Annotated in this window: 16 protein-coding genes and 1 pseudogene; 9 read left to right on the top strand and 8 right to left on the bottom strand. The window is 39.1% G+C overall.

The annotated features are described in order from the left end of the window. Positions 1 to 3: 3 nt before the first annotated feature. From AB3G38_RS09425 to trpS, 5 genes are all read right to left on the bottom strand, one after another. On the bottom strand, positions 4 to 1,620 hold the full coding sequence (locus AB3G38_RS09425; RefSeq protein WP_367868236.1) for a CTP synthase: 1,617 nt from the start codon (positions 1,618 to 1,620) through the stop codon (positions 4 to 6). A 463-nt stretch (positions 1,621 to 2,083) separates the two neighbouring features. Further along, a complete protein-coding gene (locus AB3G38_RS09420; protein WP_367868235.1) occupies positions 2,084 to 2,623 on the bottom strand; it encodes a hypothetical protein in 540 nt (179 codons plus the stop codon). A gap of 30 nt (positions 2,624 to 2,653) precedes the next feature. Beyond that, positions 2,654 to 3,394 (bottom strand): 3-deoxy-manno-octulosonate cytidylyltransferase, encoded by a 741-nt coding sequence (kdsB, locus tag AB3G38_RS09415; RefSeq protein WP_367868234.1) that lies wholly within the window; start codon positions 3,392 to 3,394, stop codon positions 2,654 to 2,656. Between the two features lies 1 nt (position 3,395). Next, on the bottom strand, positions 3,396 to 4,010 hold the full coding sequence (locus tag AB3G38_RS09410; protein ID WP_367868233.1) for a deoxynucleoside kinase: 615 nt from the start codon (positions 4,008 to 4,010) through the stop codon (positions 3,396 to 3,398). 36 nt (positions 4,011 to 4,046) lie between these two features. Then, the gene (gene trpS / locus AB3G38_RS09405; protein WP_367868232.1) at positions 4,047 to 5,045 is read right to left on the bottom strand and encodes a tryptophan--tRNA ligase; all 999 of its coding nucleotides are present in this window, start codon (positions 5,043 to 5,045) and stop codon (positions 4,047 to 4,049) included. 289 nt (positions 5,046 to 5,334) lie between these two features. Here trpS and gatC point away from each other — a divergent pair, with 289 nt between their 5' ends. The 5 genes from gatC to AB3G38_RS09380 all read left to right on the top strand — a co-directional run bounded on the left by gatC (position 5,335) and on the right by AB3G38_RS09380 (position 7,641). After that, positions 5,335 to 5,625, top strand: a complete 291-nt coding sequence (gene gatC, locus AB3G38_RS09400; RefSeq protein WP_367868231.1) for an Asp-tRNA(Asn)/Glu-tRNA(Gln) amidotransferase subunit GatC — start codon at positions 5,335 to 5,337, stop codon at positions 5,623 to 5,625. An 84-nt stretch (positions 5,626 to 5,709) separates the two neighbouring features. Further along, positions 5,710 to 6,474 (top strand): ABC transporter ATP-binding protein, encoded by a 765-nt coding sequence (locus AB3G38_RS09395; protein WP_068396348.1) that lies wholly within the window; start codon positions 5,710 to 5,712, stop codon positions 6,472 to 6,474. Then, positions 6,474 to 7,022 carry a cob(I)yrinic acid a,c-diamide adenosyltransferase gene (locus AB3G38_RS09390; protein WP_367868230.1) on the top strand — a complete coding sequence of 183 codons (549 nt, stop codon included), beginning with the start codon at positions 6,474 to 6,476 and terminating at the stop codon, positions 7,020 to 7,022. The genes AB3G38_RS09395 and AB3G38_RS09390 overlap by 1 nt, the downstream gene beginning before the upstream one ends. Positions 7,023 to 7,105: 83 nt before the next feature. Continuing rightward, the gene (locus AB3G38_RS09385; RefSeq protein WP_008240955.1) at positions 7,106 to 7,327 is read left to right on the top strand and encodes a DUF2795 domain-containing protein; all 222 of its coding nucleotides are present in this window, start codon (positions 7,106 to 7,108) and stop codon (positions 7,325 to 7,327) included. A 155-nt stretch (positions 7,328 to 7,482) separates the two neighbouring features. Next, positions 7,483 to 7,641 carry a lmo0937 family membrane protein gene (locus tag AB3G38_RS09380; protein WP_111632538.1) on the top strand — a complete coding sequence of 53 codons (159 nt, stop codon included), beginning with the start codon at positions 7,483 to 7,485 and terminating at the stop codon, positions 7,639 to 7,641. Positions 7,642 to 7,684: 43 nt separating this feature from the next. On the opposite strand, the gene AB3G38_RS09375 is transcribed toward AB3G38_RS09380, so the two are convergent. Further along, positions 7,685 to 8,362, bottom strand: coding sequence for a 2-C-methyl-D-erythritol 4-phosphate cytidylyltransferase (locus tag AB3G38_RS09375; protein ID WP_367868229.1), 678 nt, complete (start codon positions 8,360 to 8,362; stop codon positions 7,685 to 7,687). Between the two features lie 165 nt (positions 8,363 to 8,527). Further along, positions 8,528 to 9,577 carry a tRNA preQ1(34) S-adenosylmethionine ribosyltransferase-isomerase QueA gene (gene queA / locus AB3G38_RS09370; RefSeq protein ID WP_367868228.1) on the bottom strand — a complete coding sequence of 350 codons (1,050 nt, stop codon included), beginning with the start codon at positions 9,575 to 9,577 and terminating at the stop codon, positions 8,528 to 8,530. A 228-nt stretch (positions 9,578 to 9,805) separates the two neighbouring features. Between queA and AB3G38_RS09365 the strand changes: the two genes are divergently transcribed. Continuing rightward, complete coding sequence (locus tag AB3G38_RS09365) at positions 9,806 to 11,050, top strand: ABC transporter permease (protein WP_367868227.1); 1,245 nt, start codon at positions 9,806 to 9,808, stop codon at positions 11,048 to 11,050. A 415-nt stretch (positions 11,051 to 11,465) separates the two neighbouring features. Here AB3G38_RS09365 and AB3G38_RS09360 read toward each other — a convergent pair whose 3' ends face one another. After that, positions 11,466 to 12,668 carry an MFS transporter gene (locus AB3G38_RS09360; protein ID WP_367868226.1) on the bottom strand — a complete coding sequence of 401 codons (1,203 nt, stop codon included), beginning with the start codon at positions 12,666 to 12,668 and terminating at the stop codon, positions 11,466 to 11,468. Positions 12,669 to 13,567: 899 nt separating this feature from the next. Here AB3G38_RS09360 and AB3G38_RS09355 point away from each other — a divergent pair. The 3 genes and pseudogenes from AB3G38_RS09355 to AB3G38_RS09345 form a co-directional block, all read left to right on the top strand. Continuing rightward, positions 13,568 to 14,299 (top strand): tyrosine-type recombinase/integrase, encoded by a 732-nt coding sequence (locus AB3G38_RS09355; protein WP_367868225.1) that lies wholly within the window; start codon positions 13,568 to 13,570, stop codon positions 14,297 to 14,299. A 38-nt stretch (positions 14,300 to 14,337) separates the two neighbouring features. Further along, the gene (locus tag AB3G38_RS09350; RefSeq protein ID WP_367868224.1) at positions 14,338 to 14,871 is read left to right on the top strand and encodes an ORF6N domain-containing protein; all 534 of its coding nucleotides are present in this window, start codon (positions 14,338 to 14,340) and stop codon (positions 14,869 to 14,871) included. 921 nt (positions 14,872 to 15,792) lie between these two features. After that, a pseudogene (locus AB3G38_RS09345) lies at positions 15,793 to 15,882 on the top strand (hypothetical protein); the annotation flags it as partial. Positions 15,883 to 15,932 lie beyond the last annotated feature (50 nt).

Genomic DNA, 15,932 nt, shown 5'->3' with positions numbered 1-15,932 from the left:
GTATTAGTTTGTTTTTTTCTTCGCATACTCCATCGCAGCGGCGACAAATTTAACAAAAAGTGGGTGAGGATTAGCAACTGTTGATTTTAATTCGGGATGAAATTGTCCACCAACGAAAAAAGGATGGTTTTTAAGCTCTACAATTTCCACTAAATGACTGTCTGGATTCGTTCCGGACGCGATCATACCAGCTTCTTCATATTGACTTAAATAAGCACTGTTAAACTCATAACGATGTCTGTGACGCTCATTGATGTGTTGTTTACCATAAGCACCGAATGCTTTAGTTCCTTTTTTAACATCACAAGGATAAGAACCAAGGCGCATTGTACCACCTTTAGTCGTTACTGTTTTCTGATCTTCCATCATATTGATTACAGGATCAACAGTTAATTCATCAATTTCAGTTGTATTTGCTGTTTTTAAACCCAGTACATTACGGCCAAACTCAATAACCGCACACTGCATACCTAAACATATACCAAAGAAAGGAACGTTGTTTTCACGAACGTAACGAATGGCATCAATTTTTCCTTCAATACCACGGCTACCAAATCCCGGTGCAACTAAAACACCATCTAAATGACCTAATTTCTCTTTTGTATTTTCTGAATTAACCTCTTCAGAAGGGATATATTCTACTCTGACTTTACATTCATTTTTAGCACCTGCATGAATGAAAGCTTCAATAATTGATTTATAAGCATCTGGTAATTCAACATATTTACCTACCAGACCAATTCTAACTTCAGCAGTTGGATTTTTTAGTCTTCCTAAAAAGTCTTTCCAGCTTTCCATATCAGGCTCATTTTTCTGCGCCAGTTTAAGTTTACTCAATACTGTTTTATCCAGTTGTTCCTTCATCATTAACAATGGAACAGAATAAATAGAAGAAGCATCGATAGATTCAATAACTGCATTCACGTTTACATTACAGAACAAGGCGATCTTTTTACGGATATCCATATTGATATGCTGTTCTGTACGGCAAACCAGGATATCTGGCTGAATACCATATTCCAGTAAGGCTTTAACCGAGTGTTGTGTTGGTTTTGTTTTAAGCTCACCAGCTGCAGCAAGGTAAGGGATCAATGTTAAGTGGATCACAATTGCGTTGTTCGCACCAGCTTCCCATTTAAATTGTCTTACGGCCTCGATGAAAGGAAGAGATTCGATATCTCCGACAGTTCCACCAAGTTCAGTAATCACGATGTCATACTCACCTGTTTCACCAAGGATACGCATATTGCGTTTAATCTCATCAGTGATATGCGGAACAACCTGAACAGTTTTCCCCAGATACTCACCCTGACGTTCCTTGTTGATTACATTCTGATAAATACGACCTGTAGTGATATTGTTAGCTTGTGAAGTAGGCACATTTAAGAAACGCTCATAATGACCTAAATCTAAATCAGTTTCGGCACCGTCTTCAGTTACGTAGCATTCACCATGCTCATAGGGATTCAACGTTCCCGGATCAATGTTGATATACGGATCGAATTTCTGAATGGTTACACGGTAACCTCTTGCTTGTAAAAGTTTGGCCAATGAAGCGGAGATGATGCCCTTACCTAAAGAGGAAGTAACACCGCCCGTAACAAAAATATACTTAGTCATGTTTGTGAGTTTGTGAAATAAAAGCCGCTTTTAAAGGCGTTTTTATTGTTTTTGTACGGGATACAAAGCTACGGAAATATTGTGGAATTGGGAAACTAATTGTGAATCTAATCGAATAACTTTGATTAGATGGCGGCCGGGCTTCAAAAAAAAGACCAGATAAAATATCCGGCCTTTTTCTATTTTATATTTGGTTAGAATATGCGTAGTTAAATAATGTCAAAGCACCAGGCCGTAACACTAAGGTAAATCTAATATTAATTTTTAGAAATTAGTATATACATTGGCGAATATAATGAAATATAATTATAATTACCTGATTTACAGGTAGATTAATTATTTGTATTATTTCGTTTTATCGTTTTAAGATGTGAATATAGCGTCAATCGACAATTTTGAGTTAAAAACCGGGGTGGGAGCGATTAATTATTCCGGATAGTTGCCATACACTAACATTGTCTGGTTATTTACAGCATTCATAGTAGTTTTTGACCTTTTTTTCCTGTTCAGACCAGGCAATATAAACCTTACTTTCTTTGCCCAGGCGGTATTTAAAACCGTTTACACCAGTTTTTTTTAATTCTTCAAAAAAGTTTTTATCAGGTGTATTATTGTCTGGTTTTTCTGATTCAGTGACCGCAGGCTCAATAAAATTCTCCTCATCAAAAAAAAGAGAAAGTTCCTCGTTCATAAATTGCAGCTGCTCTTTCTTTTTCCCTAAATCCAGGCTTTCTTTATAGTTGTCCAGCAGCGCTGTGGCCTTCAGAGTTTTAGCGTAAATCTGCTGACCGTCCTTTGTAGTGATGGTAAAAACAAGCTCCATATTTTTCGGCTGATCTCCGTTCAGGACAATTTTAAAAGTATCCAGTTTTGTGGTATCACTAAAGGAACGCAAGGCAGTCTTTGTAGAAGATGCACTGCCTTTTAAGTGAGCTGATTCAGAAGAGTTACAAGCTGTTAAAAACAAGCCTGAAATTAGAAGGGAAATATAAACGCTTTTCATGGAGAGGTATTTTCTCCCTAAGATAGGGAATTAATTGCCCTTGATCCTAATGATCTTCTCCAAATCTTCGGGCGTATCTACGGCAAATGTCTCTAAATCAGTTACCTTTGTTTTTATTATGTATCCATTTTCAATCCATCTGAGTTGCTCCAGGCTTTCTGCAAGTTCTAGCGAAGAAGGCTTCAGTTCAGTGATTTTTAAGAGTGTTTCAGTCGTGTAACCGTAAATTCCGATATGTTTATAAAACTGAAAGGTCCTGAGCCAATCCTGCTGAGCTGTATTTCTTTGGAAAGGAATGGTCTGCCTGCTAAAATAAATGGCCTCCTGATTTGCATTTAATACAACTTTAGGAATATTCTGATTGAATAACTCTTCTTCAGTATCTATTTTTTTGACTAATGTAGCCAGTTTTACCTGCGGATCTTCAAAGCAGGAGCTTAATAAATCAATCTGAACAGGATCAATATAAGGTTCATCTCCCTGAATATTGATGATCACCTCAAAACCCGGAAATTTTGCGGCAACTTCAGCACAACGATCGGTACCACTCTGATGATCAGATCTGGTCTTTGCATATTCGCCGCCAAATCGGTTTATTTCAGCAATAATCCTTTCGTCATCTGTAGCAATCACTACCTGATCAAGGCTTGCAGCGCTGCAAGCCTGTTCATAAACACGCTGAATCATACTTTTACCGTTGATGTCAATCAGCGGTTTGCCCGGAAACCGCGTTGATGCATACCGGGCAGGAATAATTCCTAATTTAGCCATTTTAAAAAAGTCCGTGTATTTCTGCTTCGATAGCTTGTATCACCGTACCCAGGTCTTCCGGATTGTTTGTGAAATCCAGTTTATCCTTGTCCAGGATCAGTAGTTTACCCAAAGAGTAATTCTTAATCCACGCTTCATATTTCTCATTTAGTTTTGACAAATAATCCAGACGGATACTTGCTTCATAATCGCGTCCTCTGCGTTGAATATTGTTCACCAGAGTAGGAACCGAAGCACGCAGATAAACCAGTAAATCCGGTGGTTTAATGAAAGAAGTGATGTTCTCAAAAATATCTCTGTAATTCTGGTGATCTCTTGTTGTCATTAAACCCATTTCATGAAGGTTTTCTGCAAAGATATGTGCATCCTCATAAATGGTTCTGTCTTGTATAACATCCCGTTTATTGTTCTGGATATCTACGATCTGCTGAAAACGATTGTTCAGGAAATAGATTTGTAAATTGAAACTCCAGCGTTTCATATCGCTGTAGAAATCTTCCAGATACGGGTTGTTGTCTACTTCTTCATACAAAGCTTCCCAACCATAATTTTTAGCCAACAGGCTTGTTAAAGTAGTTTTACCGGCGCCTATATTGCCAACTATTGCTATATGCATATGATTTCTCTGATGAGCTTAAATTAATCTAATGTATTAAAATGGTTTGAAACCGATCAGTTCTCTGACATCTTTTATTGTTCTTCTTGCACTTTCTCTTGCTTTCTCTGCACCAAGATTGGCTATTTTACGCAAATAATCACTGTCTTTAGAGATTTCTTCAATACGCTCACGGATCGGACTGTTAAAAACAATCATATCTTCAGCCAGTTGTTTTTTGAAATCGCCATAGCGGATCTGGCATTTGTTGTAAAGTTCATCAAAGTGTGCAATGGTATCTGGCGCAGAAACAATTTTCATCAGGTCAAACAAGTTTTGAATCGCTTCTGGTTTTGGCTGGTTCTCTTCAGTAGGGCCGCCATCAGATACTGCTTTTAATACTTTTTTGCGGATGATCTCCGGAGAATCAGCGAGGTAAATGCAGTTCGCATCGCCTTCTGATTTTCCCATTTTTCCTTTTCCATCCAGACCTGGTACCTTAACCAGGTTCGCTGAATAGTTGAAAGCAAAAGCTTCAGGGAAATAATCTGAATTATATAAACGGTTGAAACGGTTACCAAAAGTACGGGTCATTTCCAGGTGTTGCTCCTGATCTTTACCTACAGGAACTTTAACCCCCTTATGGATCAGAATATCTGCTGCCATTAAAGCTGGATAAGTTAATAACCCGGCATTCACATTATCCGGCTGAGCGCGGACTTTATCTTTAAAAGAAGTACTTCTTTCCAGCTCGCCCATATAGGCATTCATATTCAGGTACAGATAAAGCTCGGTTACTTCCGGAACATCAGACTGGATATAGATCGTTGCCGTTTCCGGATCGATGCCGCAGGCCAGGTATTCTACCAGTACATTTCTAACGTAACCGTGTAAGTCTCCGGGGGTAGGGTGTGTAGTCAGGGAGTGTAAATCAGCGATGAAAAAATAACAATTATACTCGTGCTGCATCTTTATAAAATTGGCTACTGCGCCAAAATAATTGCCCAGGTGTAATTTTCCTGTTGGACGTATACCGCTTACTACTGTTTCTTTCATTTTGCTGGATTTTTTTGCTGAAACCTTTATTGATTAAGTTGAACTGGCTGGTCTGATTCCTGCCAGTACAGGCTTCTGAAGGTCAAAATTAAGAAAAAACCCTCATCCGAAGGTTTAATAATTGATTTTTATGTATGAACAGACTGTGTATGACCTATATAATGTTAGAAAACCTGAGCATATTACCTGGATTGGCCGCACTATATTTTAAAGTGGAATATTGCCTGTAAAAGCGTATTTTTGAATTCCTGCCGTCGTGGGCAGGATTCAAAAATACGCTTTAAAAAAGATGGACATAGCTAAAGAAACGATTTATAAGGTAGCAGATCTTGCGAGAATAGAGATTGCGGAACAGGAAGTGGAGACTTTGCAAGCTGATATGAACAAAATCCTGACTTTTATGGAGAAGTTAAATGAGCTGGATACAAAAGATGTGGAACCGCTTGTGTATATGAACCCTGAAGTGAATGTGTGGAGAGAAGATGTTGTTCATCAGGATATTACTGTAAGTGAAGGATTGAAAAATTCTGCCCTGCACAATGAAGACTTTTTTCTTGTCCCGAAAATACTAGATAAGTAATTTCGTTTTTTGTAACAAGAACAGGCCAGTGTTGTCTAACCTCCAAAGCTAATCAAGCTTGTCATCGTCAAAACATAGGTACAAATGGAAAAACCATTAATAGATATCAAGGAAATAGGCCGTAAATACGTGATAGGGACTGAGGTTATCCATGCCTTGAAATCAGTTTCACTAAATATTAATAAAGGTGAATTTGTAGCCCTGATGGGGCCTTCAGGTTCCGGAAAGTCAACTTTGATGAATATCCTGGGTTGTCTGGATACCCCAAGTAAAGGGGATTACATTCTGAACGGAATCAATGTAAGTCAAATGACAGACGATGCACTTGCTGAAGTAAGGAACCAGGAAATCGGATTTGTATTCCAGACTTTTAACCTGCTGCCAAGATCTACTTCTCTCGATAATGTTGCTTTACCGCTGATCTATGCCGGTATCACAAAAAAAGAACGGGACAGAAGGGCTACGGTTGCGCTGGAGAACGTTGGTTTAGGAAACCGGGTTACGCACAAGCCTAATGAACTTTCAGGTGGTCAGCGGCAGCGTGTGGCTGTTGCCAGAGCATTAATTAACAATCCTTCTATTATTCTGGCCGATGAGCCCACAGGTAACCTGGATACCAAGACTTCGGTGGAGATTATGGGTTTGCTGGAAGAAATTCATAGTAAAGGAAATACGATCATTCTGGTTACGCACGAAGAGGATATTGCTTTACATGCACACCGGATCGTCAGAATGCGTGATGGACTGATTGAAAATGATTATTTGAATACAGATATTAAAACTGTTTCTCCACGGCTTTCTAAATTAATGGAGGCAGGTGAAGATTTTGAAAAAATGGGACATAATTAATGAAGATATATACCAAGACCGGCGATAAGGGGGAAACCTCTTTAATCGGAGGGACACGTGTCCCAAAATTCCATTTGCGTATTGAATGTTATGGTACCGTAGATGAGCTTAATTCCTACATTGGTTTGATTCAATGTCAGGAGATCGATATCCATGCAAAACAGATACTAAAGGAAATACAGGATCGTTTATTCACCATTGGCTCCTCCCTTGCCGCAGATCCTGAAAAGTCAAGAATGAAAATCCCTGATTTGAATTTAACGGATATTACGCTGCTGGAAGCAGAAATGGACAAGATGAATGAAGTTTTGCCGGAACTCAAACATTTTGTGCTGCCAGGTGGGAATACTGTGGTTTCTTATTGTCATATTGCGCGTTGTATCTGCAGAAGAGCAGAAAGGTTAACTGTACATCTGGCCATAGATAGCTTTGTTGACGATAAGGTCACGATCTATCTGAACAGATTAAGCGATTATCTGTTTGTACTGGCAAGGAAGCTTGCTTTTGATAGTAAAACGGACGAAAGTATCTGGTTACCAAGGTTATAAAATGGTGGAAAAAAAATTTGTTTTCATCAGTATTTTTAATATACTTTTGCAAAATAAATAAGCACAATAAAATAGTATAGAATATGTATTGGACATTAGAATTAGCATCGCATTTGGAAGACGCTCCATGGCCTGCAACAAAAGACGAACTTATTGATTACGGTATCAGATCAGGTGCACCTGTAGAGGTTATTGAAAACCTGCAAGCATTAGAAGATGACGGTGAGCCGTATGAAACTATTGAAGAAATCTGGCCGGATTATCCGACTAAGGATGATTTCTTCTTTAATGAAGACGAATATTAGATTTATTAAAATTTAAAGTTATTCTTAAATACGCATAATTGAAAGCTCCTTTAACGGGGCTTTCTTTTTTTTTGGAACGATGATTGTTTATGAAATGTCAGGAGTTGTCTCAACTTTTTTAATCATTTAATTAACGAACCAAAAAAATTACAATTATGGGAAATTTACTTTATTTAGTTGCAGTGGTGTTGATCATTTTATGGGTAATCGGCTTTTTCTTCCATGGCTTTGGCGATGTAGGAGGTCTGATTCACGTATTATTGGTGATTGCAGTAATTGCAATTATCCTGAAAATAATCAACAGAGCTGCTTAAAAGATCAACATAGCGAAAAATTTGCATAGAGGCTCCTGAGAAATCAGGAGCCTTTCTTATTTAACAGAAAGGAAGCCAGTTCCAGATCCTGTGTATAAGTTATTTTAATATTATCTCGTTCTCCCTGAAGCAGATGGATACTGAACCCTGCTCTTTCCACTACTGAAGCATCATCTGTGAATTCATTGCGGTAAGGTTGAAGATAAGCCTTTTTAAGTTGCTCTAGCTGGAAGGTTTGCGGAGTTTGAATCAGGTAGAGTTCGTCTCTGTTTAAAGCTTCAGAATCTTGTCCCTCACGCTTTATTCTAACAGAATCAACAGGCTGTATCGCAGTGATTGCATTCCCTTTTTCTTCTGCCATCTGGTAAGATTGCAGGATTACTTCTGCTGAAATTAAAGGACGAACAGCATCATGTATGGCTACCACAGCTTTTCCTTTGATTACTTTTAATCCATTTCGCACAGAATCAAAGCGCTCTTGTCCTCCTTTAATAATCTGATGCGGAATTTTGAAGTCATGTCTGGCACATAATTCTTCCCAAAACTGGTGCTGGTGAATGTTCAGGACTAAAATAATTACTGGATTTAGGACACATTGATGGAAGGCTTCCAGGGTATGCATTAAAATAGGTTTGCCATCCAGTTCTAAAAATTGTTTTGCGACAGCTAAATTCATCCTGTTACCCTTACCGCCTGCAACAATTATAGCATAATATTTCATCTATCTAATTTAATAAAATCCGTTTTGTCTGTTGTTAAAGCCTTTTAGTTTCCGTGTAATCAGAATCGGAAACTAAATTTATAAATTTTTAACAGTTTCCAGGTCAAAAAAAATAGGAGAAATCAAAAGATCCTCCTATTTAATATCATGGTTTATTTACCGCAATTAGATGATCAGCATAGCATCACCATAACTGTAGAAACGATATTTTTCTTTCAATGCAACTTCATAAGCATTTCTAACATAGTCATAACCTCCAAATGCACTAACCATCATCAATAATGTAGATTCAGGGGTGTGGAAGTTAGTGATCATTGAATTCGCGATGCTGAAGTCATACGGAGGGAAAATGAACTTACTTGTCCAGTCATTTGCTGGTTTAAGCATTCTTCCTGAAGAAACAGCTGATTCAATTGCACGCATAGAAGTGGTACCTACAGCGCAGATACGTCTTTTTTCGTTCAATGCTTTGTTAACGATGTTAGCTTGTGATTCTTCAATAATGAATTGCTCAGAATCCATTTTGTGTTTAGTTAAATCTTCTACTTCAACAGATCTGAAGGTACCTAATCCTACGTGAAGCGTAACTTCTGCAAAATTAATACCTTTCAGTTCCAGACGTTTCATTAACTCCCGGCTAAAGTGCATACCAGCAGTAGGAGCGGCAACAGCACCTTCATGTTTAGCAAAGATAGTCTGGTAACGTTCTTTATCCTGTGCAGTAGCTTTACGTTTAATATATTTTGGAAGTGGGGTTTCTCCCAGGATCTCAATGTTTTTTCTGAATTCTTCGTCAGTACCGTCGAATAAGAAACGGATAGTGCGTCCGCGTGATGTTGTATTGTCAACAACTTCTGCTACCAGTAAGTCGTCATCACCGAAATAAAGTTTATTTCCTACGCGGATTTTACGTGCCGGATCTACTAAAACATCCCATAAACGTAATTCTTTATTCAGTTCACGTAGTAAAAATACTTCAATTGTAGCACCTGTTTTCTCTTTATTACCGTATAAACGTGCAGGAAAAACTTTGGTGTTATTCAAAATCATGACATCCTGATCATCAAAATAGTCTAAAACATCTTTAAATATTTTATGTTCAATTTTACCGGTTTCTTTATGCAAAACCATTAAACGGGCTTCGTCCCTATGTTCTGAAGGATTATTGGCAACTAATGATTCAGGTAGATTAAACTTAAATTGAGATAACTTCATGTTTTTTATAAAATAATTAAGGCCGCAAATTTAAGAAATTTAATGCTCATTTGTATATAAATATTTATTCTGATAAATTTATGTTTAATTTTCATCGGAATTGTTAATGTTTTCTAACGCTGGTGGCTTCAGAAGATGGTGACCCTGACAGAAATCTTCTAAAGATATTCTGATAATAAATTGAATTTCCTGTAACCTTTTATCCCTTTTTTAATCTAAAGTGTAATTATGATGATATTCAGACTTATAGGTGAAAGTTTCAGGTTTGCTGCCGATGCACTCCGTCAGAATAAACTCCGGACGATGCTCTCTTTGCTAGGGATCACAATCGGTATATTCACAATTATTGCCGTTTTTTCGGGAGTAGATACACTGCGGAATAAATTGCAGGAAAGTGTCGATAAATTAGGTTCAAACACGCTTTTTGTCCAGAAATGGCCTTGGGGTTTTGGTGGTGATTATCCCTGGTGGAAATATATAAACAGACCTGATCCGAGTATCAGGGACTATGAAGCTTTAAAAGAACGCATGGAGAATGTTGACGGAATTTCTTTTGAGGCTTCTGCAAGTAACAGAACCATCAAATACAGAAGCAGTTCTGTAAATGGAGTGACGCTGAATGCGGGAACGCAGGATTATGATAAAACCTGGACGCTTGATTTCCAGGAAGGAAGATATTTTACTGAGAGTGAGGGTAAAACTGGTGCTCCGGTTACTATTGTTGGGGCTGATGTAGCTACTGGGTTATTTAATGGCGAACCAGCAGTTGGTAAACAGATCAAAGTAATGGGACGCAGGCTGACAATTGTTGGGGTATTTAAGAAAGAGGGAGAGGATATGATCGGGATGTCTCAGGATAAAAACGTACTGATTCCTTTGAATTTAGCGCGGGGATTATTTGATGTTCAGAATGGAAATTATGGCCCTCAGATCACAGTAAGAGGGAAAGCTGGTATTCCGTTAGAAGAAGTTGAAAGTGAACTTGAAGGAGCAATGAGATCTATTCACAGAACGAAACCTGGAGCTGAGGAAGATTTTGCACTGAATAAAACGACTATGATTTCCAATCAGCTGGATATGATGTTCAAAATGGTCAGGATAGCAGGTTGGGTGATTGGTGGTTTTTCTATCCTGGTCGGTGGATTTGGTATTGCAAATATCATGTTCGTTTCGGTAAAAGAAAGGACAAATATTATTGGAATACAGAAGTCGCTGGGCGCGAAGAATTACTTTATTTTATTACAGTTTATGTTTGAAGCAGTTGCTCTTTGTGTTTTAGGAGGGTTGCTGGGGTTGTTTTTAGTGTATAGTTTAACGCTGGTGTTTACTTATGTGGTAAAGGTCGAGGTGGTTTTATATATGAAAAATGTCATCATGGGGATTGGTATTTCCGTGGTCATAGGCATGATATCTGGTTTCTGGCCGGCTTTCTCGGCTTCGAGGCTGGATCCTGTGGAGGCTATACGGTCTTAATTTTTTTCGGGAAGAATAAAAAAACGGTTATGCTACATAGAGAGCTGCATATTTCGCCCTGAAGGGGGCTCGAACGCTAGGCTCTCTATGTAGCATAACCGTTTTTTTTTATACACAAAAAATTGACGGATAGCCTGTTTTGAATCCACCAGTTTAAGGAGGAAAAGCAGGCGAAAAATTGGATAAAGATCCTATTCAGGAAATACTGCTGGGTTGGGCAGGGAGGTGAGTATGGTACTTGGCTAAATCTGAAAATTGATGGATAGCCTGTTTTGAATCCACCAGTTTAAGGAGGAAAAGCAGGCGAAAAATTGGATAAAGGTCCTATTCAGGAAATACTGCTGGGTTGGGCAGGGAGGTGAGTATGGTACTTGGCTATAAGGAGCTTAAATTTCTTTAATGTACTGATCAGAAGTTAGCTGATTGTTCTTTTCTTTTGCTGATAATGAATGAGTACTGCGAGTACGAAACCAATAAATACAACTGTCATGCTAAAGGGAAAGATGTACAGCATTCCAAAATGACTGGCCACTGCGCCGACTAATGGTCCTGTAATTCCAAGAGATAAATCTATAAATAAGCCGTAACCTCCCAATGCGGCGCCTTTGTTAGAGGCTGGCACTAATTTAACGGCTTCTACGCCTAAGGCTGGAAAGATGAGAGAAAAGCCAAGTCCTGTAAATCCTGCGCCAACGAGTGCGAGGTGAGGGGTAGTAGCCAGGGAAAGAATGAACAGACCCACTGACTCCAGGGCGAGACATGCTATGGCTGTTTTCATTCCTCCGTATTTTTCGATAGAACGGCCAAAGATAAGACGGCCAACAATAAATAACAGACTGAAAACAGATAGGCATAATACTGCACCTGCCCAGTTTAGCGAAGCATAGTAAAGTGTAATAAAGGTAGAAATTGTACCGAATCCCAGGCCTCCTAAGGCAAGGCAGATTCCATAGGGTGATACTGTTTTTAGTACTTTGAGAAAGGGTTGTCTGGGTTCTTTCTGGTCTCCTTTCATAGCTTGCTGAGTTCTGGCGTAAAAGAATCCAATTGTTCCGACTACAATAATCAGGATACCGATACTACCGATGCCATAGGCGTTATGTAAAATTACACCCATGGGTGCTCCTAAAGCCAGTGCTCCGTAACTTGCAATACCATTAAAAGATATGGCTTTGCCGGTGTGCTGATCGCCGACTGCAATTATTGCCCAGTTTACAGGGCTAGCTCCAATCAATCCTTCTCCAAAGCCGTTTACGAAACGGGTTAAGACCAGAATTCCTAAGCATAGTTCCGGGATGTCTTTGAAATAATAGGCTGCAAAAAGTAATAGTCCGCTTATGGCAAATCCTCCCATACCGATTAATACTGCTGGTTTTGGCCCTTTTTTGTCAACGATGTTTCCGGCATATCCCCGGAACAGGAAAGTCGTTACGTATTGCAGGCTGATCACTATCCCTGCAATCATTGTACTGTAGCCCAATTGCTGATGAATGAAAACTGGTAGTACTGCCAGTGACAAACCTATAGTGAAGTAGCCGAGAAAAGTAAATGTAACGAACTTTGTTATTGTTAAACGGACATTTGATGAAAATGTATCCGTAATTGTACCTGCTTGCATAACCTAAAATAATCCCTCTAAAGTGTAGTAAATCCCTCAATGCTAAGATGAAGGCACAAAGCTAAAGAGATTTGGCAGGAACCCCATAATTAAATGGGGTGGAGGCTCGTATAATTACTTTAAGATGAAATTAAAGAAATTGTCGATACTTTGTTTTACAGGTCAATCAAAATTGGATTAATTATTTTTAATTTATCTGTCTATTTGTTGTTAATGTTTGGAAAATAAATTTCTATATTTATCGCGTTATGTGATTTGTTCTTCTTTTAAGATAAATTGTAGGCGAAAGTCCATGATGTTTATTGGTCTGATAATCGAAATCATAATACCCAATCAATACAATGTCTATTTATTTTTATGCGTGGAATTAATGTTTCAAGCTTATAGCAGTATTGCTATTCGTTTCAAGTTCAGTTAGCAGCCAAAACCTCTACATCAAATCCAGGAGATTATACAAAACCTATAGAAGTTTTACCTCCGTCACCTAATGCCGCTTCACTCGGTAAATATGGTGGTATAGATATAAGAGCGTTTGGTGATTGATCCGGTTAGAAAAGATATAGTAACGGAATCAGAAGCAAAGAGAAGACAAATAAAGCGGTTTGGTTATGAAAACTTTAGCAGATTTACTTGGCTGGGTAAAACAAGATTAATGAAAAAATAAATTAATAGATGAAATCATTGAATAAAAATTTGTTATTCTTTATTGGTATCAGTGCTGCTATAATTTTTTACTTTAATCGGGAAAAAATTCAAATGAAATGTGTAAAGCTTTTTAAGCAAGATGCCACATTTATCAACCACAATTCAGAAGGAAAGGCTAATGGAAAAGTAACAATATATAAAGCTGGTAAAGTATCCTGGGCTTTGCCGACTGCTGGAAGCAGCAGGGGAAGAGTGTGAACAGGATCAATAGGATGTTGTTATCTGTCCGGTATTACTTTGCTTATCTTCAACAGGAGAATAAGATAGGTTATAATCCTGCTGCCGGTATCAGTCTTAAAGGAAGTATCCGGACTGTTCCCCATGACCTGTTGGAGAAACAAGAGCTGGAAGCTTTGTATGAAAGTTATACAGTTAAGGATGATCGTAGTCAGCGTAATAAAGTCATCTTGTCTTTACTGGTCTACCAGGGTTTGACTAGTCAGGAGCTGCATCAGCTAAAGGCAGAACATACCAGGTTAAAAGAAGGAAAGGTCTATGTGCCAGCAAATGAGCATACCAACAGCAGGCTCAAACTGGAAGCCTTCCAGATCATGGAACTGTATGAATATATCCATGTGACCCGTTCTAAGATCTTGGTTAACAGAATAGCAGAACGTTCCGGGAGAAAGCCTAAATTGATGAAAGCAGCCGAACAAACCAGTCAGTTGTTCATCAGTATGGATGGTTGTGAAAATATCAAAAACAGCTTATATCACCTGAACCAGGCTTTACGCAGGCTGAACCCGAAATATAAAAATGCAGTGCAGCTCCGTAAAAGTGTGATTACCGAATGGTTGAAAGAAAAGGACTTACGGACAGTTCAGTATATGGCAGGACATAAATATGTCAGCAGTACCGAGCGTTATCAAACCAGTAACCTGGAAGACTTGAAAGAGGCTTTGAATAAACACCATCCACTAACATAAATAACCAAGTTGAATACATACCTGAATACCTTTGTACAATGAGCGTACTAAATACTGTAAGTATACCTGATGAAGTGGTGATGAAGAAGATCTATATGATCCGGGGACATAAAGTAATGCTGGACAGGGATCTGGCTGAAATCTATGGTGTTAAGGCTATACGTTTAAGAGAGCAGGTGAAGCGTAATAAGGAAAGGTTTCCTGAAAACTTTATGATGCAGCTGACCGAAGCTGAAGTAGAAGACATGGTATCGCAAAATGCGATACCATCAAAACAGGTGCTTGGAGGAGCTTTTCCTTATGTGTTCACAGAACATGGTGTATTGATGTTGTCGAATGTACTGAAGAGTGAAAAGGCAATACAGATGAGCATACGTATCATAGAGGTATTTGTGAAGTTAAGGGAGGTCATACTGTTACATAAAGATGTCTCTCTACTTGTTGAACAAGTGGAAAAGAAACTGATAAAACAGGATGAAAAGATAGAAGTACTGTTCACTTATCTAAGTAAATTCATTGAAAAGGAAGAGCAGCCAAGAACAGAAATAGGCTTTAAGCGAAAAGGAAAGTAACCAGCGCACGCCCCCAGTCCATCAAAATCCAGCCAGCTCGCAAGAGCTCGCTTCTCTCTGTCTTTTGCAGTCATTCCGCTCGCTCTGCTGCCGGTGAAGAACCGGCCCAAAGCTAAATAACATAATACACATTATAAACGTAGCAGAGTAATCCATGACTTTGGTTCAATTCCAGTGCTGGTATTATAATGGATATTATATTAAATAGCCGCTCGTCCCACCCTCGGCCAGCGCTCCCGTTCCAGCCCATAGCCAAAGTACTTTCTAAAAAAAAGGTGTCAGCCAGGCTATCGGCTTCCACTGCCTACAGTGCAGGCAAACGCCTGCGAAAAGCAGCATTTGCCTTTGTTAATATATGCCGTCTCCTTCCAGTCGGTCAGCGGCAAAGCCTGCGGCAGCATGGTGTTGTTCGTTGATGGTGGCAGTGCAGGACTGGTCGGGAGAACTTAATTCACCCCCTGAAACAGGGACAGTGCGCCCGCCCAACCTCTCAAGGATAAAAAGAGCCGCTCTTATCCTCCGCTCTGCCAAAGCTCTTTTTATCTCTGGTGGGAGCAAATTGCCATCCTTTCATCAGAGGTTCAGGGAGTTCATTTGTTAAGCCACCCAGAGCCTAAGAAAGTGAAGCTGTCAAGGGATCGTGGAATAAATGGCCTTTTTGAGGGCGAAGGCTGTGTGCGTTTATGCCGCGAAAGTCCTTTACTGCTTTACTTTCGGGGCTATCTTTGCTGTAACAGATGTACTAACGAATCAGCACTGCCTTTCATAGTTCCGCACCTTCAAAGTCGAATCTCCAACAAAAAAAGCCAAGCAAGTGCAACCAGTAAACTCAAATAAAGCACTAACTTTACGGGAAAGGAAAGTTCTTTATAGCACTAAAAAAGTGCGGCCAGCAAATCCGGCAAACCTAAAAAAGGTTGCATAAGGGAGTATGATTACGGCGCTCGTTTTTATGATCCGGTAATTGGGCGTTTCGATACTGTAGACCCACTTTCTGAGATTTCAAGAAAATTTAGTCCATATAGTTATGCCTTAAATAATCCAATACGTTTTATTGATGT

Origin of the sequence: Pedobacter sp. WC2423, assembly GCF_040822065.1 — a bacterium.
In the GTDB taxonomy this organism is placed as follows: Bacteria; Bacteroidota; Bacteroidia; order Sphingobacteriales; family Sphingobacteriaceae; genus Pedobacter.
Note: the sequence above shows the minus strand (reverse complement) of the source record. Positions and strands in the feature narration are given on the sequence as shown.

Bases quoted from the DNA above. Each gene is read 5' to 3' on its own strand.
- AB3G38_RS09390 (WP_367868230.1), top strand. From the start codon at position 6,474: ATGAAGATATATACCAAGACCGGCGATAAGGGGGAAACCTCTTTAATC.
- AB3G38_RS09365 (WP_367868227.1), top strand. From the start codon at position 9,806: ATGATGATATTCAGACTTATAGGTGAAAGTTTCAGGTTTGCTGCCGAT.
- AB3G38_RS09380 (WP_111632538.1), top strand. From the start codon at position 7,483: ATGGGAAATTTACTTTATTTAGTTGCAGTGGTGTTGATCATTTTATGG.
- gatC (WP_367868231.1), top strand. From the start codon at position 5,335: ATGGACATAGCTAAAGAAACGATTTATAAGGTAGCAGATCTTGCGAGA.
- AB3G38_RS09425 (WP_367868236.1), bottom strand. From the start codon at position 1,620: ATGACTAAGTATATTTTTGTTACGGGCGGTGTTACTTCCTCTTTAGGT.
- trpS (WP_367868232.1), bottom strand. From the start codon at position 5,045: ATGAAAGAAACAGTAGTAAGCGGTATACGTCCAACAGGAAAATTACAC.
- AB3G38_RS09395 (WP_068396348.1), top strand. From the start codon at position 5,710: ATGGAAAAACCATTAATAGATATCAAGGAAATAGGCCGTAAATACGTG.
- queA (WP_367868228.1), bottom strand. From the start codon at position 9,577: ATGAAGTTATCTCAATTTAAGTTTAATCTACCTGAATCATTAGTTGCC.
- AB3G38_RS09375 (WP_367868229.1), bottom strand. From the start codon at position 8,362: ATGAAATATTATGCTATAATTGTTGCAGGCGGTAAGGGTAACAGGATG.
- AB3G38_RS09360 (WP_367868226.1), bottom strand. From the start codon at position 12,668: ATGCAAGCAGGTACAATTACGGATACATTTTCATCAAATGTCCGTTTA.
- AB3G38_RS09350 (WP_367868224.1), top strand. From the start codon at position 14,338: ATGAGCGTACTAAATACTGTAAGTATACCTGATGAAGTGGTGATGAAG.
- kdsB (WP_367868234.1), bottom strand. From the start codon at position 3,394: ATGGCTAAATTAGGAATTATTCCTGCCCGGTATGCATCAACGCGGTTT.
- AB3G38_RS09385 (WP_008240955.1), top strand. From the start codon at position 7,106: ATGTATTGGACATTAGAATTAGCATCGCATTTGGAAGACGCTCCATGG.
- AB3G38_RS09420 (WP_367868235.1), bottom strand. From the start codon at position 2,623: ATGAAAAGCGTTTATATTTCCCTTCTAATTTCAGGCTTGTTTTTAACA.
- AB3G38_RS09410 (WP_367868233.1), bottom strand. From the start codon at position 4,010: ATGCATATAGCAATAGTTGGCAATATAGGCGCCGGTAAAACTACTTTA.